Below are 23,062 nucleotides of genomic sequence, written 5' to 3' on the forward strand. Positions count from 1 at the left end.
GGAGACTGGTCATGGAGACGATGGATCCCGCGACGCGCCGCAAGCGATTGTCGGCGCGCCAGCAGATGCTTCTCGAAGAGCGCATCAAGGGAACGAGAGGTGCGCCTGCGCCGATCCCGGTCAGGCGTGAAGCTGCGGGATCTCCCGTGTCCTACGCTCAGGAGTCCCTCTGGTTCCTGGACCAACTCGGATTTGCCGGCGCCGCCTACAACCTGCCGTTTGAGGTTCGGCTGGAAGGCGCGCTGGATACGGCGGTGCTCGAGCGGAGCCTGTTGGAGATCGTGCGGCGTCACGAGGTGCTGCGGAGCCGGCTCGACGTGGAGCACGAACGGCCGGTTCTGGTGGTTGATCCCCCCGGCGGCTTCCGGCTCGAACGCGTCGATATCTCCGCCCTTGCGCCAGAGCTCAGGGAGGCGGAAATCATACGTCTTGCCGACGAGGAGATTGAACGACCGTTCGATCTCCGGCGCGGACCGCTGTTTCGGGCGACGCTGGTTCGTGTCGACGATGCCGACCATGTCGTGCTCGTGACCATGCATCATGTCGTCTGTGATGGGTGGTCAATCGCTCTTCTCATCGATGAGGTCAGCGCGCTCTACGAGGCCTTCAGCCAGGGCGGCGCCTCGCCGCTGGCGGAGCTGCCGATCCAGTACGGCGACTACGCGATCTGGCAACGCGACGCGGCGCAGGAGCGCGTCCTGGACAAGCAGGTCGGCTATTGGAAGGAGAGGCTCGCAGGCGCACCTGCCGCGCTGGATCTGCCGTTCGACCGTGTCCGGCCCAAGATGGCGAGCTTCAATGCCGGCACGATCAACGTCGCGCTGTCGGCGGGCCTGTCGCGCCAGTTGTTCGAGCTCGCGCGGCGCGAAGGGGCCACGCTGTACATGCTGCTTCTCGCCGCCTATCAGGTCCTGCTGCAGCGCTATAGCGGGCAGGACGACATCGTCGTCGGATCGCCGACTGCGGGGCGATCCCGCGCTGAATTCCAGGGGATGATCGGTGTCTTCGTCAATACGATCGTCTTGAGGACGGATTTGTCGGGTGATCCGTCCTTTCTGGAGCTGCTGAAGCGCGTCAAGCAGGTGGCGATCGGTGCCTATGCGCATCAGGATGTGCCGTTCGAGCGGCTGGTGAAGGAGCTGAACCCCGTCCGCGATCTCAACCGGTCTGCGATCTTTCAGACGGTGTTCTCGCTGGAGAACCTGCCGCAGCGGCTGCTGACATTCGCCGGCATCAAAGCGCGGTGGATTCGCAGCAACATGCCGAGAGCCAAGCACGAGCTCGCGGTCTATTTCTACGAGCGCGGGGACCGGCTCGAGGGCCATGTCGAATATGCCAAGGACCTGTTCGAAGCGGCGACCATCGAGCGGCTGGTCGCGCATTTCCAGGTCCTGCTCGAGGCCGTGGTGGCGCGGCCCGAGGCGCGTCTGTCGGATTTGCCTCTGCTCGGCGAGGCCGAGCGCCATCGCCTGATCGTGGAGTGGAACGCGACGACATCAGCGTATCCGGCCGACAAGTGCCTGCATGAGTTGTTCCAGATCCAGGCGAGACGGACGCCGGAGGCAATCGCGGTCGTGTGTGGCGATGCATCGCTGAGCTATCGCGAGCTAGACCGTCGTTCTAACCAGCTTGCACACCATCTGCGCCGCCTCGGAATAGGCCCCGACCTGGTGGTAGGGCTCGGTCTGGAGCGCAGCCTCGAGATGATCGTCGCGCTGCTCGGGATTCTCAAGGCGGGCGGCGCCTATCTGCCGCTCGACCTGAGCTATCCGGATGACCGGCTGGACGTCATGCTGGACGATGCGGCCGCGACAGTTGTGGTCACACTCGCTGCATTCGCGGCACGGTTCGCGAGACCAGGGCGTCGCGCGGTTGCTGTCGACGTCGATCTTGCGGACGCCGGAGATCTGCTCGATCGCGCTCCGTTGAGCGGCGTGCTGCCGGGCAACATGGCCTACCTGCTCTATACGTCCGGATCGACCGGTCGACCGAAGGGAGTTGTCCTCGAGCATCGGCATGTCACGAACTACGTGTCGGCAGTCGTGGAGGCCGCGGGGCTGGCGGAGACATCCAGCTATATGATGCTGCAGCCCTTGACTGTCGATTCCTCGGTGAGCGTGCTGTACCCATCGCTGCTGAGCGGCGGAACGCTGCATCTGGTCGGTTATGAGGAGAGCCTGGACGCGCAATATCTGTCGAGCTACGTCAGGGACAACCCGATCGACTGCCTCAAGATCGCTCCGCCGCATCTGCATTCGCTGCTGGATGCCGCTGGCGGCAGCGAGTTGCTGCCAAGGAAGGTTCTGATCGTCGGCGGTGACGTCAGTCGGTGGGAATGGGTCGACAGACTCAGAGCCGCGGCGCCCGGCTGCCGGATCTTCAATCACTATGGACCGACGGAGACGACGGTCGGGGTCACCGTCCAGAGCGTCGATCGCTGCACCCAGCGCGGCACCACCGAGTGTGTTCCGATCGGGCGGCCGCTCGCCAACACCCAGACCTTCATCTTGGACGGGAATCTCGATCCGGCTCCGATCGGGGTGGTGGGTGACCTGTATATCGGTGGGGCGCAGGTCGCGCGCGGCTATCTCGGTCGCGCGGACCTCACGGCGAGCAGCTTCATTCCAGATCCGTTTTCGGATGTCGGGCGCAGGCTGTATCGCACCGGCGATCGGGCCCGTTTTCTCCCAGACGGCAGCATCGAGTTTCTGGGGCGGGGTGACGATCAGGTCAAGATCCGAGGTCACCGCATCGAGCCCGAGGAGATCACCGCCGCGCTGCTGACGCATCCTGCGGTTCGGCAGGCCGTCACCGTGGCGCGCGCCATCGGCCACGAGAAGACGCTGCTCGGCTACGTGGTTTTGCATGACGGATCCCGCGCGGATGCCGCCGAGCTTCGCGGTCATCTCGCCGTCCGGCTGCCTCCGCATATGCTGCCCTCGGCCATTGTGCAACTCCAGGAATTGCCGCGAACCGCACACGGCAAGCTCGACCGCCGCGCTCTGCCGGTGCCGGACCTGCAACGCCTCACTGAGACCTATACGGCGCCGCGCAACCCGGCGGAGGACATGCTGGCGGCGATCTGGTGCGAGGTGTTGAGACGCGATCGGATCGGCATCGACGAGAACTTCTTCGAGCTCGGCGGACATTCCCTGCTGGCGACGCGCGTGATGGCCCGGCTGCGCGACGCGCTGCAGGTCGAGCTGCCGCTGCGCGCGTTGTTCGAAGCGCCGACGATCAGGGATCTCGCAGCCCGGATCGAGGCGGAGCAGCCCGGCGGAGCGGGGGCTGTGCTGCCGCCCTTGCTCCGGCTCCCGGACCGCTCGGACCGGCCGGCGATGTCCTATGCGCAGGAGCGGCTGTGGTTCCTGGACCAGCTTGGTCTGGTGGGAGCGGCCTACAACATGCCGTTCGCGCTCAGACTCGAGGGTGAGCTCGATGTATTCGCGCTGGAGCGGAGCCTGTCGGAGTTGGTGCGGCGGCACGAGGCGTTGCGGACACATTTCGAGACACTGGACGGGCAGGGCGTGCAGGTGATCGACGCTGCGGGCTCGTTTTGTCTTGCCAAGTGGGACGTGTCGGAGCTTGGCGTCGACGCACAGCAGGCAGAGGTTCGCCGCCTGGTACAGGACGAAGTCTCGCATCGCTTCGCGCTGACGCACGGGCCTTTGTTCCGGGCGATGCTAATCCGACTGGGCGAGAGAGACCACGTGCTGCTGACGACGATGCATCACATCGTGTCGGATGGCTGGTCCATCGGCATTCTGACGCGTGAGGTGGCCGCGCTGTATCAGGCGTTCAGCGCCGGCAATCCATCGCCGCTGGCGGAGCTTCCGGTCCAGTATGCCGACTATGCGTCGTGGCAGCGGAGCTGGTTGCAGGGAGAGGTGTTGCAGCAGCAGATCGGCTACTGGAGGCGCCAACTGGAGGGAGCGCCGCCCGCCTTGGATCTGCCGGCCGACCGGCCGCGGGCGGCGGTCGCCAGCTTCGCCGGTGGCGCGGTTAACTTCGCGCTCCTAGGCGAACTGTCGGGGAAGCTCGCGGCGCTGGCGCGTCGCGAAGGCGTGACGCTGTATATGCTCTTGCTGGCGGCGTATCAGCTGCTGCTGAGCCGCTACAGTGGTCAGGATGACATCGTGGTCGGCGCGCCGATCGCCGGGCGCCGGCGGCCCGAGCTGGAAGGACTGATCGGATTCTTCGTCAATACTCTGGCGATGCGGACGGACCTGTCGGGAGATCCGACCTTCGTGCAGCTGTTGAAACGCGTGAGGGATGTGGCGCTCGGCGCCTATGCGCATCAGGATCTGCCGTTTGAGAAGCTCGTCGAGGAGCTGCAGCCGGCCCGGGATCTGAGCCGGCAGCCCGTGTTCCAGGTCTGTTTCAGCCTGCAGAACACGCCGCGTGAGGCCGTCGAGCTGCCTGCATTGACGCTTCGCATGCTCAGCGGCGAGCACCGGACGTCATTGTTCGACCTGACGCTATTCATGCGCGAGACCGACGCGGGCCTGATCGGGACGTTCGAATATGCATCGGATCTGTTCGACCGCACCACGATCGAGCGGCTGGCGGACCACTTCGCGCGGCTGCTGGAAGGCATTGTGGCAACGCCCGACGCACGCCTGTCGGAATTGACGTTACTGAGCGAAGCGGAGCATCACCGGCTCATCGTGGAGTGGAATGCGACCGCGGCGAATGGTCCTTCGGACAAGTGCCTGCATCAGCTGTTCGAAGCGCAGGCGATGCGAACACCCGATGCGATTGCCCTCGTCGACGACGATCGGCAGCTGAGCTATGCGGAGCTCGACGCGCGCGCGAACCGTGTGGCGCACCATCTGCGTCATCTCGGGGTGGGACCGGAGGTCGTGGTCGGGCTGTGCATCGAGCGCAGCCTCGAGATGATGATCGCGCTGCTCGGCATCCTCAAGGCGGGCGGCGCCTATCTTCCGCTGGATCCGTCCTATCCGGCCGAACGCTTGGCCTACATGCTGAGCGATGCGAAAGCGCCGCTCGTGGTCACCATGGCGCATCTGGTGCCGCACTTGCCCGCTCATGCCGGCTCCATGTTGCGGCTCGATGCGGACTGGGAGGATATCGCGCGTCAGCCCGCGACCCCGCCGGAGAACATCTCCTTTCCTGCGAACCTCGCCTACATCATCTACACCTCGGGCTCCACCGGTCGGCCGAAGGGGGTGTGCGGACTGCACCAGGGGATGGTGAACCGGATCGTGGCGCAGGACGGCATCGACGAGTTCGACGACGACGATGTCTGCTGCCAGAAGACCTCGATCGGCTTTGTCGACTCCATCTTCGAAAGTCTCGGACCGCTCTGTCGCGGACTTCGCCTGGTCGTTGCGCGCGACGCTGTCGGCCGGCAGCCGACGGAGCTGGTCGCGATGATGGCCGAGCGCGGAGTAACGCGTGTCGTCATCGTGCCGTCCCTGGCGTTCGCGCTGGCGTCCGATGCGGCGACGAGAGCGCATCTGTCTGGCCTGCGAAGCTGTACGCTGAGCGGCGAGGCCCTGAGCAGAGAATTGATGGTCCGTCTGACGGAGGCGTTGCCGCATTGCCGCTTCGTCAACATCTACGGCTCGTCCGAAGTCTCTGCCGACGCGTCCTCTTATGTCGTCGGAGCGCCAATCCCTGCGGCCATTCCCATCGGCCGGCCGATCGCGAACATGAAGCTCTTTGTCCTCGATCCCGATCTTCGCCCCGTCCCCATTGGGGTTGCGGGGGAATTATATGTCGGCGGCGTCGGTCTTGCGCGCGGCTATCTTGGCCGCCCCGATCTCACGGCGGAGCGGTTCGTGCCGAATCCGTTCGGCGACGGCGAGCGATTGTACCGGACCGGCGATCGCGTGCGGTGGTGCGCCGATGGCAATCTGGAATTCCTGGGCCGGTCGGACCATCAGGTCAAGATCCGCGGCTTCCGGATCGAGCTCGGCGAGGTCGAGGCGGCGCTGCTCGCTGATGAAGCCGTCGAGCAGGCTGCGGTGGTCGCGCACGAGGAGGAGGGCGATAAGCGCCTCGTCGCCTATGTGGTCGGAGTGGAGAATGGCGGGCCGCTCGATGCCGACAAGCTTCGCAATCATCTGAAGCGGAGCCTCCCCGATTACATGGTGCCTTCGTCCTTCATGGCGATGGAGACCTTCCCGTTGACGCCGACCGGCAAGCTCGACCGCCATGCCTTGCCGGCCCCGGGGCCGCGAGCCTCGTCACGCCCCTATGTTCCGCCCCGTACGCCGGTGGAGCAGACGCTCGCAGCGATCTGGTGCGACGTCCTGAAGCTGGATCGGATCGGGATCGACGACAACTTCTTCGAGCTTGGCGGGCATTCGCTGCTGGCGATGCGGATGATGGCGCGGCTGCGCGAAGCGCTCGCGATCGATGTGCCGCTCCGCGCGCTGTTCGAAGCGCCGACCTTGGCTCGGCTGGCCGACTGGATCGATACGGTGCGTTGGGCGGCCCAGCCGGGAGCGACCGATATCGCAGACCGCTCGGAGAATCGTGACGAAGAGGTGGGGATCGTATGAGCACGGTCCAGGCTCTCCTGACGTCCCTGCGCAAGAATGGCGTGAGCATCTGGCTCGACAACGGTCAGCTCAAATACCGGGCGCCGGCCGGCCTGTCACAGGCCGAGCTGGCAGAGCTCCGCGCGAACAAGGAAGGTGTGATCGGCTTCCTGACATCAGCGCATCGCGCTGCGGCCGGCCGGCCAAGGCTGGCCGCGAGAGCGCCGTCGGATCGTGTGACGATGTCGTATGCGCAGGAACGCTTGTGGTTCCTGGATCAGCTCGGGCTGGTGGGATCGGCCTACAACATGCCGTTCGCGCTCCGGCTGGATGGCGGGCTTGACGCGGCTGCGCTGGAGCAGAGCCTGGCGGAGGTTGTGCGACGGCACGAGGCCTTGCGGACGCATATCGAGTTGGTGGACGGGCAGGGCGTGCAGGTGATCGATGCGGCCGCCTCGTTCCGTCTTGAGCTGCTGGATCTGTCGCACCTTGGTGTCGATGCTCAGGAAGCTGAGATTCGACGTCTGGCCAAGGAGGAGGCCTCGTACCGCTTCGAGCTGACGCGCGGCCCGCTGTTCAGGGCAACGCTGATCCGGGCCAGTGCCCGGGATCACGTGGTGCTGGCGACGATGCATCACATCGTCTCGGATGGCTGGTCGATCGGCGTTCTCACGCGCGAGGTGGCGGCGCTTTATGAGGCGTTCAGCCAGGGCAGGCCATCCCCGCTGCCGGAGCTCACGGTCCAGTATGCCGACTATGCGCTCTGGCAGCGGGCCTGGCTGCAGGGCGAGGCGCTGGAGCGTCAGCTTGCTTATTGGAAGGAACGGCTGAAGGGAGCGCCGGCGGCGCTCGAGCTACCGACAGACCGGCCGCGTCCGTCGGTGGCGAGCTTTGCAGGCGGCATGGTGCCGTTCACGCTGTCTCGCGAGCTGTCGGATGGGCTGACGGCGCTGTCGCGTCGTTCGGGCGCGACGCTCTACATGGTGCTGTTGGCCTCGTATCAGGTTCTGTTGTCGCGCTACAGTGGCCAGGCCGACATCGTCGTGGGCTCGCCGATCGCCGGACGCGTCGACCGCCAGCTGGAGGGGCTGATCGGGTTCTTCGTCAACACGCTCGCGATGCGCACGGACCTGTCGGGTGATCCGAGCTTCATGGAGCTGCTGGCGCGGGTGAAGGAGATGGCGCTCGGCGCCTTTGCGCATCAGGATCTCCCGTTCGAGAGACTGGTGGAGCAGCTGCAACCGGTCCGCGACCTGAGCCGGCAGCCGGTGTTCCAGGTGAGCTTCAGCCTGCAGAACGTACCACAGGAAGCGATCGAGCTCTCGGCTCTGACGCTTCGCCCGCTCGCAGGCGAGCAGCGGACCTCGGTGTTCGATCTGTCCTTGTTCGCCTGGGAGATCGACGACCGCTTGCAGGGCCGTTTGGAATATGCGCTCGATCTGTTCGATCGCGGGACGATCGAGCGGTTTGCGCACCATCTCGAGGTGCTGCTGGAAGGGATCGTCGCGGCGCCGGAGCGTCGGCTGTCATCAATGCCGGTGCTGAGCGCCGCGGATCGGCGCGTTCTGCTGGAGGATTGGGCCGGCCAGACGACGGCCTATCCCGGGGGCTGCCTGCACGCGCTGTTCGGGGCGCAGGCTGCGCGTACGCCCGACGCCGTGGCGGTGGTGTTCGAGGGCGAGCAGCTGAGCTACCGCGAGCTGGACGCACGTTCGAACCAGCTGGCGCATCATCTGCGCGGCCTCGGCGTGGGGCCGGAGGTCGTAGTGGGGCTTTGCGTCGAACGCAGCCTGGAGCTGGTGGTGGCGCTGCTGGGAATCCTGAAGGCCGGCGGCGCCTATCTGCCGCTCGACCCGGGCTACCCTGCCGATCGGCTGAGCTACATGCTGGACGATGCGGGCGCGCCGGTCATCGTGACCCAGCGGCATCTGGCCGGCGTGCTGCCTGCTCATGCAGCGCGGGTGGTGGAGCTCGATGCGGATGCGGCTGCTATCGCGGCCTGGCCGCGGCAGGCGCCGGTCGATACCGGCCGGCCGGCCAACCTCGCTTATGTCATCTACACCTCGGGCTCGACCGGTCGGCCGAAGGGAGTCGCCGTCACCCATTCCAATATCGTCCGACTGGTCAAGAACACGAACTATGTCAGCGTCGGGGCTGACGACGCATTCCTGCATCTGGCGCCGCTCGCCTTCGATGCCTCGACATTCGAAATCTGGATGCCGTTGTTGAACGGCGCGAGGCTCGTCGTCTACCCCCGGGGATTTGTCGAGGTCGCGACGCTGAAGCGGGTGATCGCGGAATCCCATGTCACGGTGCTCTGGCTGACGGCGGGACTGTTCCATACCGTCATCGAGCACGACATCGAGCTTGTCAGACCGTTGCGCTATCTGCTGGCGGGCGGAGACGTGCTCTCGCCGTCGCATGTCCAACGCGTCCTCGACGAGATGCCCGATTGCCAGCTCGTCAATGGCTACGGGCCGACGGAAGGCACCACCTTCAGCGCCTGTTTTGCAGTCGCGCCGCGGCCTGGGCTGGCCGTCAACGTGCCCATCGGCCGGCCGATCTCGAATACCCAGCTGTACGTTCTGGATGAGCAGGGTGAGCTCGTGCCCGTAGGAGTCGCCGGTGAGCTGTACATTGGCGGGGCAGGGCTCGCGCGCGGCTATTTCGGCCGCGCCGATTTGACGGCGGAGCGGTTCGTGCCGAGCCCGTTCGGCCGTGGCGAGCGGCTGTACCGCACGGGCGACCTGGCGCGATGGCTGGCGGATGGCGTGCTCGAATATCTCGGGCGACGCGACCAGCAGGTGAAGATCCGCGGCTTCCGGATCGAGCCTGGCGAGATCGAGGCGGCGCTGGCCGAGCACGCCGATGTATCGCAGGCGGTGGTGGCGGTGCAGGAGGATGGCCGCGGCGGCAAGCGGCTGGTGGCCTATGTCGTGGGAGATGCGGAGCTTGGCGCCGAAGATCTGCGAGCCCATCTTGCGCATCGTCTTCCCGACTACATGATGCCGTCGGCCTTTATGCAGCTGGCGACTCTGCCGTTGACGGCCAACGGCAAGCTGGATCGCGAGGCGCTGCCCGCACCGGAAGCGGCCGCATTTCCGAATGACGGCTACGAAGCTCCGCAGGGCGAGACGGAGGAGCGGCTGGCGCAGATCTGGTGCGAGCTGCTGAAGGTCGCGCGTGTCGGCCGTCACGATGACTTCTTCGCACTCGGGGGCCACTCGCTGCTGGCGATCACGCTGATCGAGCAGATGCGTCGAGCGGGCCTCGTTGCGGATATCCGGGCCGTGTTCAGTGCGTCGGATCTCGCCGGGCTTGCGGCCGCAGCCGGCAGCGAGGTGCCATCTGTCGATGTGCCCGCCAATCTCATCCCCGAGGGCTGCACGGCGATCACGCCGGCGATGCTGCCGCTGGTCGAGCTGAGCCAAAGTGAGATCGACCTGATTGCCGCGTCCGTCGAAGGCGGCATGGCCAACATTCAGGACATCTATCCTCTCGCGCCGCTGCAGGAAGGCGTCCTCTTCCATCACATGATGGATGCGGGCCATGATGCGTATCTGCTGTCGAGCGTGCTGGCATTCGACACGCGGTCGCGGCTCGACGGCTTCGTCGCGGCATTGGACGCCGTGATCGGCCGGCACGACATTCTGCGAACGGCGGTGATGTGGGAGCAATTGCCGCAGCCGGTGCAGGTGGTGTGGCGGCGCGTGCGGCTTGCGGTCGAGGACGTGGTCCTCGATGAGCCGGGCGGCGATGCGGTTGTGCAGCTGCGGTCAAGTTTTGGACGCAGCCGACGGCTCGATGTGCGGCATGCGCCGCTGTTGCGGGGCTGTGTCGCCCATGACGCGCAGCATGGACGCTGGCTGCTGCTGCTGACCTATCATCATCTGGTGATGGATCATACGACCCTGGAGGTGCTCACGCATGAGGTCCATGCCCATCTGATCGGCCGGCAGGCGGAGCTGCCTGCGCCGGTGCCGTTCCGTAATTTCATCGGGCAGACGCTGCACGGCGTCAGCACGGCGGAGCACGAGACGTTCTTCCGCGAGCTGTTGGCGGACGTGACCGAGCCATCGGCGCCGTTCGGGCTCGTCAATGTGCAGGGCGACGGTACGGACATCGAGGACGCGCGTCATGTGCTTCCTGCGGCCCTGTCGGCACGGCTGCGCGCCCACGCGCGTGAGCTCGGGGTGAGCGCTGCAAGTCTGTTTCACCTGGCGTGGGGGCTTGTGGTGTCGCGGACGTCGGGAGGACGTGATGCGGTGTTTGGGACGGTGTTGTTCGGACGTCTGCACGGGATGTCCGGAGCGGATCGGACGGCGGGGATGTTCATCAACACGCTGCCGGTGCGGATTGCGATCGGCGAGACCAGCGCAGCCGCGAGCGTTCGCGATGTCCATGCGCTGTTGGGGCAGCTCCTCCGTCACGAGCATGCTTCGCTCGCACTCGCGCAGCGTTGCAGCGGTATCGAAGGTGCCGGCCCGCTGTTCACGTCGCTGCTGAACTACCGCTACAGCGGCGGTGTCGCCGAAGGCCCGGCGTGGGACGGAATCGAGCTGCTGTGGGGAGAGGAACGCACGAACTATCCCGTGATGCTGTCGGTCGATGACGCCGGAGACAGCTTCGGCCTGACGGCGCAGACGACGAGGTCGATAGGAGCGGCCCCGCTCTGCAGGATGATGGAGACGGCGCTGACCGAGCTTGTGGATGCGCTGGCACAGCATCCGGAAAGACCGATGCGACGGCTCGGGGTGCTGAGCGCCGCGGATCGTCGCGTTCTGCTGGAGGATTGGGCGGGCAAGGCTAAGGCCGATCCCGAGCGCTGTCTGCACGAGCTGTTCGCGGCGCAGGCTGCGCGGACGCCGGACTCCGTGGCGGTGGCGTTCGAGGACGAGCAGCTGAGCTACCGCGAGCTGGACGCACGCGCGAACCAGCTGGCGCATCATCTGCGCGGGCTCGGCGTAGGTCCTGAGGTCGTGGTCGGACTTTGCGTCGAGCGCGGCCTCGAGCTGGTGGTGGCGTTGCTGGGAATCCTGAAGGCCGGCGGCGCCTATCTGCCGCTCGACCCGGGCTACCCAGCGGACCGGCTGAGCTACATGCTGCACGACGCAGGCGCGCCGGTCATCGTCACGCAGCGGCACCTGACCGGTGCGCTGCCCGCTCATGCCGGGCGGGTGGTGGAGTTCGATACGGAAGCGGCTGACATCGCGGCCTGGCCGCGGCAGGCCCCAGTGAACACCAGCCGGCCGGCCAACCTCGCTTATGTCATCTACACCTCGGGCTCGACCGGACGGCCCAAGGGCGTGATGGTGGCGCATGCGGGGCTGATCAATTTCCTGACGGACATGGCCGAGCGTCCCGGCATCGATGCCTCGGACGTCGTGGCGGCGGTGACGCCGATCTCGTTCGACATCGCCGGACTGGAGATCTACCTGCCGCTGCTCGCCGGCGCCCGCGTGGTGGTGCTGCCCCGAGAGCTCAGCGTCGACGGGGAACGCCTGCGCGAGCGGCTTGCCGTAATCGGCGTGACGACGGTGCAGGCGACGCCCGCGACATGGCGCCTGCTGACGGACGCCGGCTGGCGACCATCCGCCTCGCTGAAGGTGCTTTGTGGCGGCGAGGCATTGCCACCCGACCTGGCGTCGCGACTCGCGGATGGATCATCCGCGAGCTGGAATCTCTACGGTCCGACCGAGACCACGGTCTGGTCGAGCTTGAGCCGGATCTCGACCGAGCGCCGGATCAGCATCGGGCATGCGATCGCGAACACGCAGCTTCATGTCCTGGATGGTGATGGCGAGCTGGTGCCCGTCGGTGTCGCGGGTGAGCTGTATATCGGCGGTGCCGGACTGGCGCGGGGCTATCTCGGCCGCGCCGACCTGACAGCGGAGCGGTTCGTGCCGAGTCCGTTCGGCGACGGCGAGCGGCTGTACCGGACGGGAGATCTCGTCCGCTGGGGCGCGGATGGCGAGCTGGACTATCTCGGGCGGCTGGATCACCAGGTGAAGATCCGCGGCTTCCGGATCGAGCTCGGCGAGATCGAAGCGGCGCTCCTTGCCCATGCCGGCGTGGCGCAGGCGGTGGTGACGGCCCAGGAGGACGGCAGCGGCGGCACGCGGCTCGTGGCCTATGTGGTGGGCGACGCAGCGCTGCGCGCAGACGATCTGCGGACGCAGCTGTCGCGGCGTCTTCCCGACTACATGGTCCCGTCGGCCTATGTGCAGCTCGCAGCTCTGCCGCAGACGCCGAACGGCAAGCTCGATCGCAAGGCGCTGCCTGCGCCGGGATCGGCAGCGTTTGGGCATCGTGCCTTCATTGCGCCGCTCGGTGAGGTCGAGGAGCGGCTGGCGCAGATCTGGTGCGAGCTGCTGAAGCTAGACCGCATGGGCCGGCATGACGACTTCTTTGCATCAGGTGGTCACTCGCTGCTGGCGATGCGGGCGCTGTCCCGGCTGCGCGACGAGTTCGTGATCGATCTGCCGCTGCGGGCCATGTTCGATGCGCCGCGACTGAGCGATCTGGCGGGACGGATCGAGAGCGCGTTGCGCAGTGGCGCCGGAGTGGCACTGCCGCCGCTGCAGGTTCAGCCGCGCCCGCAGCGGCTGGTGCTGTCCTTTGCGCAGGAGCGATTGTGGTTCCTGGATCAGCTCGGGCTGGTGGGAGCGGCCTACAATCTGCCGTTTGCCGTGCGGCTCGAAGGGGCGCTGGACACGATCGCGCTGGAGCGGAGCTTTGTCGAAGTGGTCCGGCGTCACGAGGCGTTGCGGACGCACTTCGAGACGGAGCAAGGGCAGGCGGTGCAGATCATCGAGGCCCCCTCGGTGTTCAAGCTCGGCCGAGACGATCTATCGGAGCTCGAGGACGACGAGGTGCGCCGGCTCAGGATCGATCGTCTGCTGCGCGAGACGGCCGTGCAGCCGTTCGATCTGTCGCGGGGACCGTTGTTCCGGGCACGGTTAATCCGGCTGGGTCCGCAGGACCATGTGGTGCTGGTGACGATGCATCACATCGTGTCGGACGGCTGGTCGATCGGCGTGCTGGTCCGAGAAATCGCCGCGCTGTACGAGGCCTATCGCACCAACGCGGCGCCGCCCCTGGCTGATCCCGAGGTGCAATATGCTGATTATGCGCTGTGGCAGCGGGCCTGGCTGCAGGGCGAGGCGCTGGAGCGCCAGCTTGCCTATTGGACGATGCGGCTGAAGGGCGCGCCGGCAGCGCTGGAGCTGCCGACCAACCGGGCGCGTCCCGCGGTCGCGAGCTTCGCTGGCGGAATGGTGCCGTTCACGCTGTCCCGCACGCTGTCGGACGGGCTCAAGGCGCTGTCGCGTCGTTCGGGCGCGACGCTCTACATGGTGCTGCTGGCCGCGTATCAGGTGCTGTTGTCGCGCTACAGCGGCCAGACCGACATCGTCGTGGGCTCGCCGATCGCCGGGCGCGTCGACCGCCAGCTGGAGGGACTGATCGGGTTCTTCGTCAACACGCTCGCGATGCGTACCGATCTGTCCGGGAATCCGAGCTTCATCGAGCTGCTCGGGCGGGTGAAGGAAGTGGCGCTCGGGGCCTATGCGCACCAGGATCTTCCGTTCGAGAGACTGGTGGAGGAGCTGCAGCCGGTCCGCGACCTGAGCCGTCAGCCGGTGTTCCAGGTCAGCTTCAGCCTGCAGAATACGCCGCAGGACGCGATCGAGCTGCGCGCGCTGACGCTTCGGCTCCTCGGCAGCGAGCACCGCACGTCGCTGTTCGATCTGGCGCTGTTCATGCGCGAGACCGCGGACGGCCTGGTCGGGACGTTTGAATATGCCTCGGATCTGTTCGACCGTGCGACGATCGCGCGGCTTTCGGAACACTTCGGCATCCTGCTGGGAGGCATCGTGTCGGCCCCGGAAGCCCGCTTGTCGGAGCTTGCGCTGCTGACCGAAGCCGAGCGTCATCAGCTGATCGTCGACTGGAACGCGACGGACGCCGACTATCCGGCGGATAAGTGCCTGCACGAGCTGTTTGCCGCGCAGGCCGCACGAACCCCCGACGGCCTCGCCGTGGTGTTCGAGGGCGCGCAGCTGAGCTACCAGGAGTTGGACATCCGCTCCAACCAGCTCGCGCACCATTTGCGCCGGCTTGGCGTGGGGCCCGAGGTCGTAGTGGGGCTGTGCGTGGAGCGCAGCCTGGAGATGGTGGTGGCTTTGCTCGGAATCCTGAAGGCGGGTGGGGCGTATCTGCCGCTCGACCCGGGCTATCCGGCGGAACGGCTGAGCTACATGATGCAGAACGCGGGCGCGCCCGTCATCGTGACACAGCCGCGCTTGGCCGCGTTGCTTCCCGCGCATGCCACCCGGGTGGTGGAGATCGACGCGGCCTGGTCCGCCATTGCGGCCGAGCCGCAGCAGGCGCCTGTCAACTGTAGCCGTCCTGCCAATCTCGCTTATGTCATCTACACCTCGGGATCGACCGGACGGCCCAAGGGAGTCGCCAGCACGCATGGCGGCATCGTCAACCGGCTGGTGTGGATGCAGGCGGCCTATCGGCTCGGCCCCGGCGACCGCGTTCTGCAGAAGACGCCGTTTTCGTTCGACGTGTCGGTGTGGGAGTTCTTCTGGCCGCTGATCGAGGGCGTGCCGCTCGTCGTGGCCCGGCCCGAGGGCCACCAGGATCCGTCCTATCTCGCCGCGCTGATCCAGCGCGAGGCGGTGACGATCGCGCATTTCGTCCCGTCGATGCTGCAGGTGTTCCTGGAGACGGAGGATGTCTCCCGCTGCGCCAGCCTGCGCGCCGTGATGTGCAGCGGCGAGGCGCTCGGAGGAGAGCTGAAGACGCGCTTCCTGCGGAGCTCGCGGAGCGAGCTGCACAATCTCTACGGACCGACCGAGGCTGCGGTCGATGTGAGCGCGTTCGCGTGCCGCCTGGAGGCGGATGCGGTCAGCGTGCCGATCGGCCGTCCGATCTCGAACATGCAGCTCCATGTTCTGGATGATCACGGCGCGCTCGTGCCCGTCGGCGTCGCCGGCGAGTTGTACATCGGCGGCGTGGGACTTGCGCGCGGCTATTTCGGCCGTGCCGATCTGACGGCGGAGCGCTTCGTGCCGAGCCCGTTCGGAGACGGCGAGCGGTTGTACCGGACGGGCGATCTGGTCCGGTGGCGCACGGATGGCGAGCTGGAATATCTCGGGCGCCTGGATCATCAGGTGAAGATCCGCGGCTTTCGGATCGAACTCGGCGAGATCGAGGCGGCGCTCGCCGAGCATGTCGGTGTGTCGCAGGCCGTGGTGGTAGCGCCGGAGGACGGAAGAGGTGACAGGCGGCTCGTAGCCTATGTCGTCGGTGACGAGAACACCATCGATCCGGTGGCGTTGAGCGCGCATCTCAAGCGGCGGCTTCCCGACTACATGGTGCCTGCGGCGTCGGCATTCGTCGTTCTGGATCAGCTTCCGCTCTCGCCGAACGGCAAGCTCGACCGCAGCGCGCTGCCGCAGCCGCAACGGCGGCACAGCGGCGGTGAAGCTGCTCCACGCACGGCCGCCGAGGACATTCTCGCGAAGCTGTGGTCGGACCTGCTCGGACTGCAGTCTGTCGGCGTGCATGACGATTTCTTCGAGCTCGGCGGCCATTCGCTGCTGGCGATGCGCCTGATCGCCCAGGTGCGGCATGCGCTCGGCGTCGATCTGCCGGTGCGCCTCCTGTTCGAGGAGAAGCCGACGATTGCGGTGATGGCCGCCCACATCGCCGTCGCACGCGCGGCGAAACAGGGGTTCGAGATGCACGGATCGGGCAGGCGCGACTACTCCTGCATCATCCCGATCCATCTGAGCGAGCAGGGGACGCCGATCATCTGTGTTCATCCCATCGGGGGCGGCATCCTGTGCTATCGCGACCTCGCGAAGTCGCTCGGGCCCGGCTATTCCGTCTACGGCATCAAGGCGCTGGGTCTCCATGGCGAGCAGGATCCGCTGGTCTCGATCGATCAGATGGCGGATCACCATGTCGCCCGCATGCTCGAGATCCAGCCAACGGGCCCATTCAATCTCGTCGGCTGGTCCGCCGGCGGGCTGATCGCCTTTGCCATTGCCAAGAAGCTGAACGAGCTCGGGCATCAGGTCGGGGTGCTGGCGCTGATCGATACCGTTCCGCCGAGCTCGACCGGAGAGTGGCGGCACAACAGGCGCCAGGTCGAGCGCACCGAGTGGCTCACATTCATGGGCGTGTTGGACATTCCGCCGCAACGCGGGCTGACGTCGCGATGGCATTCGTTCTGGCGACTCTCCGACGCGGCCAAGGCCGACTATGTGCTGCGTCTGGCCAAGCGCCACAAGTCGCTCTCGAGCGGAATGACGGACGCAGAGTTCGCCCACGTCGTCTCCGTGTTCCAGGCCAACCTGCATGCTCTCCAGCAGCACGTGGTGTCGCCCTATGGCGGCAAGCTGTTGCTGTTCCAGCCGGACGGAGATCCGGTCAGGGCGCCGGATCACTTCGTCAGAGCTGCGAAATTCTGGCAATCCAAGTCGCTGAACGGCTTTGACGTGAATTACGTCCCGGGCAACCACGGCTCCATGATCCAGCATCCGGCCTCGGACCACATCGCGGCGCGCTTGCGGGCCGAGCTCGAGGGGGCTCAGCCGGTCTCCGAGAGACTGGCCGCCGAGCCGGTCTAGGTCATCCTCATGCAGAACAAGCTCGTCTCTTTCCTGCTTCGTCTGGTCCCCGGGCCTATCGCAGTGGCCTCGGGGTGCAGCATTGTCGCGGCCGCCACGACCGTCGCGTTGTTTGCCTATGTCTTTGCGCATGTTCGCCAGCAGTCGCCGGCAGCTCTGCCCGATGTCATCTCGTTTGCGGCCCTCGCATCGGCATCGATCGCGAGCCGTCTGGCCGCCGCGCGAGCTTCGGTCCGTGTTGGCTGCGCCGTCATTCTCCGGCTTCGAAACACGTTGATCACGGCGATTCTGAAGACGCGCTACCGCCAGCTCGAGATCATCGGATCCGGACGGCTGAAAGCCGTCGTCTCGGCCGACGTCCAGACGATTGCGACGGCGGCTCCGATCCTCGTCAATATGGTGACGAACCTCGCGATGGTCGCGAGCCTGCTGGTCTACATGTGCTGGCTCTCACCGACCGGGGCAGGCGTGATCGTCGGCGCGGCGATGGTCGGCGTGCCGCTGTACTGGGCCGTGGTCGGCCGGTCGACCAGGTTGAGCTATCAGGCCTGGATGGCGTGGGAGCGCCTCGACAAGGTGCTGGGAGGACTGATCGCAGGTCTGAAACAGTTGAAATTGAGCACCGTCCGAACGTCGCGTTACCTGTCCGAGGACATCGACGGGCGTCAGACCGAGTTTCTCCGCCTTCGCGAGCAGGCGACATGGGCCGGCGCCATTGCGATGAATGTCGGGCAGGCCGTGTTTCTGCTGGTGATCGGAATTCTCTTGTTTCAGCATTCTTCGGACGCCCGGGATGTCGAGTTCTTCTTTGCTGCGATCTATCTGATCGGCCCGCTGGATGCCGCCATCGGGTCGTTCGCGTCGCTCGGCCATGTCAATGCGGTGTTTCGCAGGATCCAGGATCTCGGCGTGGTGCTCGCGTCGTCAGCGGCCGTGGACCCCGAAGCGGGCGAGAGCGCCGCGGCTGACGTCCCGTGGCGGCAGGTCAGCTTCGAGGGCGTCTGCTATTCCTACGGCGAGACCGGGCCCGCGGATGCGTTTGCATTCGGGCCGGTGGATCTCGTACTGAAACGCGGAGAGATCGTCTTCATCAAGGGCGGAAACGGCAGCGGCAAGAGCACCTTTGCGCGGCTGCTCGCCGGCCTGTACGAGCCGTCGAGCGGCGCGATCCTCCTGGACGGCCGGCCGGTCGATGATCGGAGCCGCGAGCTCTATCGTCAGATCTTCAGCTGCCTGTTCGAGGATGCGCATGCGTTCGAGCGCATTCCCGGCCACGAGACCTGTGAGGATCGCGCGCGCGGCTTGCTCGGGGAATGGTCGATCGACCGCAAGGTCATGACGGAGCACGCGAGGTTCTTGAATACGCAGGATCTGTCGCGGGGGCAGAAGGGCCGATTGCTGCTCGTGTCTGCCCTGATGGAAGATCGCGACATCTACATCTTCGACGAATGGGCTGCGGATCAGGACGCGAGATCGCGGGAGCAGTTCTATCTCTCGCTGCTGCCGGCGTTGAAGCGTGACGGGAAGCTCGTTATCGTCCTGACGCATGACGAGTCATTCGATTCCGTCGCGGATCGCATCGTCCGTTTCCATGATGGAAGAATCGCAGCCGATATGCCGGCCATGACTGGACAAGAAGGGTTGTCGCGTGCAGGCGTCGTCTAGTCGATCTCTTCTGCGCTATGCCAGCGCGCGGCCTGGTTGCCCGAAATTGCTGTGCTTTCCCTACGCCGGCGGCGTGGCTGCGGGCTATCGCAATTGGGCCTTGGCCCTGTCGCCGCATGTCGATGTCGTGGCCGTCGAATATCCCGGCAGGGGATTTCGCCGGCGTGAGCAGCTCTCGCGCCGGATTGTCGATCTCGTCCAGGGAATCATGCCCGAGATCGCGGCGGAAATGACCGGGCCGGTCATCCTGTTCGGCCACAGCATGGGGGCGCTTGTCGCCTTTGAGGTGTTGCGCGTCTTGTCCCCCAGGCAACCCGTGATCGCCGCCGTGATGTCCGGTTGTCGTCCGCCTGTCCTGCGCGGCTCCGAGCCCGAGATCCACGCTCTTCCTGACGAGGAGTTCATCGAGGAGCTGCGCAAACTCGACGGTACGCCGGAGGAGTTGCTCGCCGACCGTGACCTGATGGAGCTCGCGATGCCGGTGCTCCGCGCCGATTTCGAGGCGGTCGCGACCTATGCCCCGCCGAAGGCGCTCAAACTGTCCTGCCCCGTGCTGGTCTATGGCGGCGAGAGCGACAACAGTGTCGGTCTCGACGAACTGGAAGGATGGCGAGATCACGCCGCCATCTCGTGCGCCATCAGGGCGTTTCCGGGCAACCATTTCTTCGTCCGCTCCGCCGAGCAGGACGTGCTGAGCACGCTGCGGCGCGACATTCGTTCGCTCACCACGGTGTGAGAGGGCGCGGATACAGTCGCTCAGCGGGTTGAATTGCCGGCTGATTGTAAGTCATGGCTCCGCCACGCTCTCATTCGAGAGCGGCTGGCACCAGTTCAGAAGTTGGGCATTGCGGTGCAAGCGATCGCAGCCGATAGTTGTCAAATAGGGCTTGGCCTGATCGTGCAAAATATCCCTGTGGATCAACACGCGGGAAAATCGTCGGTACCACCTTCGGCATCCTGAAGCAGCACCGCGAAATAAGATAAAGGTATCAACGATCTGGCCGCGTGATAAGCAAACAAGTGGGAGTAATTCGCGGCGAGCTAAAGCCGTAAGGACCGCGGAGGGGTCTGGCGCGCGTCAGCGCGCGAGATCTGTTAAACCGCCCTGCGGCCAGAGAACAGCAACTCGATTGCAGTTGGTCTCGCGGATTGCCTTGCCCTGGGATGGCTACGAGTGTCCATCACGCGTGTCGATGCGCGCCGCGGCTCGTCCACGACGGAACCGGGAGCGCGCGCCGGGCAGATAGGCCCGTGCGAGCCGGTTGTGCTCGATCCGGTGCTGCATCATGTCTCTGCGGGTTTGACGCTCATCCTGGCTCAGGACGAGGTCTGAACGCGGCATGGTTGAGCACAGCAGAACAAAACCGGCTTCGACGTCCTCGGGATATACCGTGAGCGCGCCGGAGCGATCGACATCGCCGGCCAGAAGGCGCGCGGCGCAGGCGATGCACCAGCCTTGCTCGCAGATGTAGGGACTGTCGAGTCCGGCATCGATCATGGCATAGAGAAGATACTCGTCGGCCGCCGCGTCGAAACTGTAAGTGCCATCGGGCCGCTCGAGCCGGACGCGAAATGGCTTGGCGCCGCCTGCATTGGTCTTGGCCGGGAGCTCCGTCATCGTTCACCACCGGCTGTCGGGCAGCGCGACTTCGCCGATGCGGCCGGTCGCGTAGCAATGCGCCGCCGTGATGATGCGCATGGCAATCGCCAGCTCGCTCTCATCGCGCGGCGCGTAGATGATCAGGCTCTGCGGCGGCACGGCGCCCGCCATGTAGCGCGCGAAGGGATGCACCGTTCCCCATCCCTTGGCCGCGATCTTCTGCGCCCATTCCGGCCGCAAGGTCAGATGCAGCGAGGCGTCGGGGCGCACGATCAGCCACACCGAGGCGAACACGAAAGCCTCCGGCTGGCCCATCGCGTGCGCATCGTCGAGCGCGAAACCGCGGCCGGCGGCATTCAGGGGCGCGGGGACTTCGTCGACGCCTGCCAGGGTCCACGCGTAGGAGCAAAGCTGCGCGGCGAAGCTGGCGGGTGCGCCGTCGTCGAGCTGGTGGCATGGCCAGGTCGGCGCCAATCGCGGGCCGCCGCCGCGACGCGCCGTGAGGCGACGCAGTGCAGGGGCCATCGCCCAAACTGGGGGAATCCGGCGCAACCTTGGCCTAGCCGAAACTGTCATAATGAACCTGCGTGATCGGAACGTCGGCGCTGCGCAGCAGCGACTTGACGGCGTTCACCATGACCGGAGGTCCGGCGACGTAGAACTCGGCGGCGGCGGGCTCGGCGATCGTCGATGTGATGGCGTCGGTGACGAAGCCTGACGCATGCGGCCAACCCGCCGGCGCGATTTCGACCACGGGCAGATAGCGCGCCTGCGGGATCCGAGCGACCGCGGACGCCAGCATGTCGCCAGCAGCGAGGTCGGCCGGCGTGCTTGCGCCGTAGAGGACATCCACGCTCGCTTCGAAATCGAGCCGCGCCGCGGCCGCCTCGCGCAGCATCGCTAGGATCGGGGCGAGGCCGGTGCCGCCGGCCACGAACACCTTGCGGCCCGGCTGGCGCCGCAGGGTGCAGGCACCGAAAGGCGCCTCAATGCTGAGACGTGAGCCAGGCGCTAGTGCCGCGAGCGCGTTGCTGCCTCTGCCGCCCTCGTAGCGCTTGGCAATGAACTGCAGCAGTCTGCTGCCGGGCAGGTTGCATATCGAGTAGCAGCGCCGCAGCCTGTCGCCGAGATGCAGGATCGCATATTGGCCGGGCCGAAAGGCGACCGGCTCTGACGTTTCGAAGCTGAACTGGCGAATCTCCGGCGCGAGATCCTCGACATCAAATAGGATTGCCTGTTGCTCGATGCATCGCGGCGCCGGCGCGGACCATTCGCCCGGACCGCGCGCGATGGTGACGTCGGAGATCGCGCGCGACTGGCAGGCAAGAATGCGGTTGCGCCGCGCGTCGCGTGGATTGACGGCCGGCGCGCCTGGAAACATCAGATCGACCTGGCCGTCGACGAGCGTCACCTTGCATGCCCCGCAACTCCCCCAGCCGCATTCGTAAGCCAGCGCGACGCCCCCACGTCGCGCGGCCTGCAGGATGGTGTCATGGTCGGCGAGGTCGACTGCGACACCGTCGGGCTCGATACGGAGTTGCCGGGTCATGAACGCCATCCTTTCAGGCTTGGCGGCCGGCGCAGCACGCCGACCGTGCCTGCCAACTACAAGCCACACTCAGCAACCAGCCGTGCCTGGGCCGTCATGGTGCGGGTGAGGATCGCCTGCGTACTGTCGGCCCCTGGCGCTGCGGACAGCGCCTCGCTGAGGCCGCGCGCGGCGCGCTCGCCGAGCGGCAGCCACTTGGCAATCCACTCCCGCAGCAGATCAGCATGCGCCGGCACCTTGCCGGTGGCATAGGCCACCAGCGCCTTGGTGGTCTCGACCGCATAGGCTTCGTCGTAATTGCGGAAGTCGTCGTGCAGCAGCGCCAGCAGGTCATCGTCGTTCGCGCGGGCCAGCTCGGCGATCTCGCGATTGAAGATGTGGTCGAAGATCGGCCGCAGCACGAGGTTGCGGGATACGAAGGCCTCGCCCCAATCATAGGCGATCAGCTGCTTCTCGATCAGCTCCCGCAGACCCTGCCAGTGCGGCGCCTGCGTCCAGATCGCCCGCGCGATGTTGCTGTCGGCAAGTTCCGGTCGGCCGGTATCGAGCGCGAGCGCCTTGGCCAAATAGGCTTGGCGCTGCACCCGGCGCATCTCGTTGCCCATCTGGAAGTAGAAGGTGTTGGTGACGAAGGCGGACGGCGCCATCTGCGCGACATAGGCCGCGCTCATCTGCATCGCATGTCCGGGGAAACGCACCGGCAGATAGGCCTGGCCGAGGAAGTCGAGCCACGCCGCCGGCAGCTTGCGATAGCTGTCCTGGCGTTCGAACTCGTCGATCAGATTGTCGCAATAGACCTCACGGTCCTTCTGGTCGCCAACGTAGCGCCGATAGGTGTAGGTGAGGGGATCGCGGTAGCCTTCCCAATCATCGAGGTTGAACCTCGAGCCCTCGCGGTTCCTGAGATAGAACTGGTTGACCGGCCAGTTCTCCGCCAATTCGAACGGCGCCGGTGCGCGGCGGAAATGGCTGTGGAACTTGTAGGTGACGGCCTCGTATTCCGATGGTAGCCGGCGCTCGGTCCACAGGCTCCAGGTCTTCTTCTGCCTGCGCGCAGCCGGCTTCGCGGTCATCGCGGTCATGACGTATCCTC

Annotated in this window: 8 protein-coding genes; 4 read left to right on the plus strand and 4 right to left on the minus strand. The window is 66.0% G+C overall.

The window, feature by feature from the left end; translation table 11 throughout:
• The first annotated feature begins 11 nt into the window (after nucleotides 1-11).
• The 4 genes from BRAD285_RS13215 to BRAD285_RS13230 are packed head-to-tail and all read left to right on the plus strand — an operon-like array spanning nucleotide 12 to nucleotide 19,556.
• Entirely contained in the window at nucleotides 12-6,530 is a 6,519-nt protein-coding gene (locus BRAD285_RS13215; protein ID WP_006614276.1) for a non-ribosomal peptide synthetase, read from the plus strand.
• A complete protein-coding gene (locus BRAD285_RS13220; protein WP_006614275.1) occupies nucleotides 6,527-17,155 on the plus strand; it encodes a non-ribosomal peptide synthetase in 10,629 nt (3,542 codons plus the stop codon). Before BRAD285_RS13215 ends, BRAD285_RS13220 begins: the two co-directional genes overlap by 4 nt.
• A gap of 9 nt (nucleotides 17,156-17,164) precedes the next feature.
• Nucleotides 17,165-18,820: a cyclic peptide export ABC transporter gene (locus tag BRAD285_RS13225; RefSeq protein ID WP_006614274.1), complete on the plus strand. Its 1,656-nt coding sequence runs from the start codon at nucleotides 17,165-17,167 to the stop codon at nucleotides 18,818-18,820.
• 46 nt (nucleotides 18,821-18,866) lie between these two features.
• On the plus strand, nucleotides 18,867-19,556 hold the full coding sequence (locus BRAD285_RS13230; protein ID WP_050886945.1) for a thioesterase II family protein: 690 nt from the start codon (nucleotides 18,867-18,869) through the stop codon (nucleotides 19,554-19,556).
• A gap of 432 nt (nucleotides 19,557-19,988) precedes the next feature.
• On the opposite strand, the gene BRAD285_RS13235 is transcribed toward BRAD285_RS13230, so the two are convergent.
• The 4 genes from BRAD285_RS13235 to BRAD285_RS13250 are packed head-to-tail and all read right to left on the minus strand — an operon-like array spanning nucleotide 19,989 to nucleotide 23,051.
• Nucleotides 19,989-20,438: a 2Fe-2S iron-sulfur cluster binding domain-containing protein gene (locus tag BRAD285_RS13235; RefSeq protein ID WP_006614272.1), complete on the minus strand. Its 450-nt coding sequence runs from the start codon at nucleotides 20,436-20,438 to the stop codon at nucleotides 19,989-19,991.
• A 3-nt stretch (nucleotides 20,439-20,441) separates the two neighbouring features.
• A complete protein-coding gene (locus tag BRAD285_RS13240; RefSeq protein ID WP_006614271.1) occupies nucleotides 20,442-20,945 on the minus strand; it encodes a hypothetical protein in 504 nt (167 codons plus the stop codon).
• Nucleotides 20,946-20,979: 34 nt separating this feature from the next.
• Nucleotides 20,980-21,969, minus strand: coding sequence for a 2Fe-2S iron-sulfur cluster binding domain-containing protein (locus BRAD285_RS13245; RefSeq protein ID WP_139020695.1), 990 nt, complete (start codon nucleotides 21,967-21,969; stop codon nucleotides 20,980-20,982).
• A 56-nt stretch (nucleotides 21,970-22,025) separates the two neighbouring features.
• Nucleotides 22,026-23,051 (minus strand): aromatic/alkene monooxygenase hydroxylase subunit beta, encoded by a 1,026-nt coding sequence (locus tag BRAD285_RS13250; protein WP_006614269.1) that lies wholly within the window; start codon nucleotides 23,049-23,051, stop codon nucleotides 22,026-22,028.
• Between the last annotated feature and the right edge of the window lie 11 nt (nucleotides 23,052-23,062).

It is taken from the genome of Bradyrhizobium sp. ORS 285 (assembly GCF_900176205.1).
Taxonomy (GTDB): domain Bacteria; phylum Pseudomonadota; class Alphaproteobacteria; order Rhizobiales; family Xanthobacteraceae; genus Bradyrhizobium.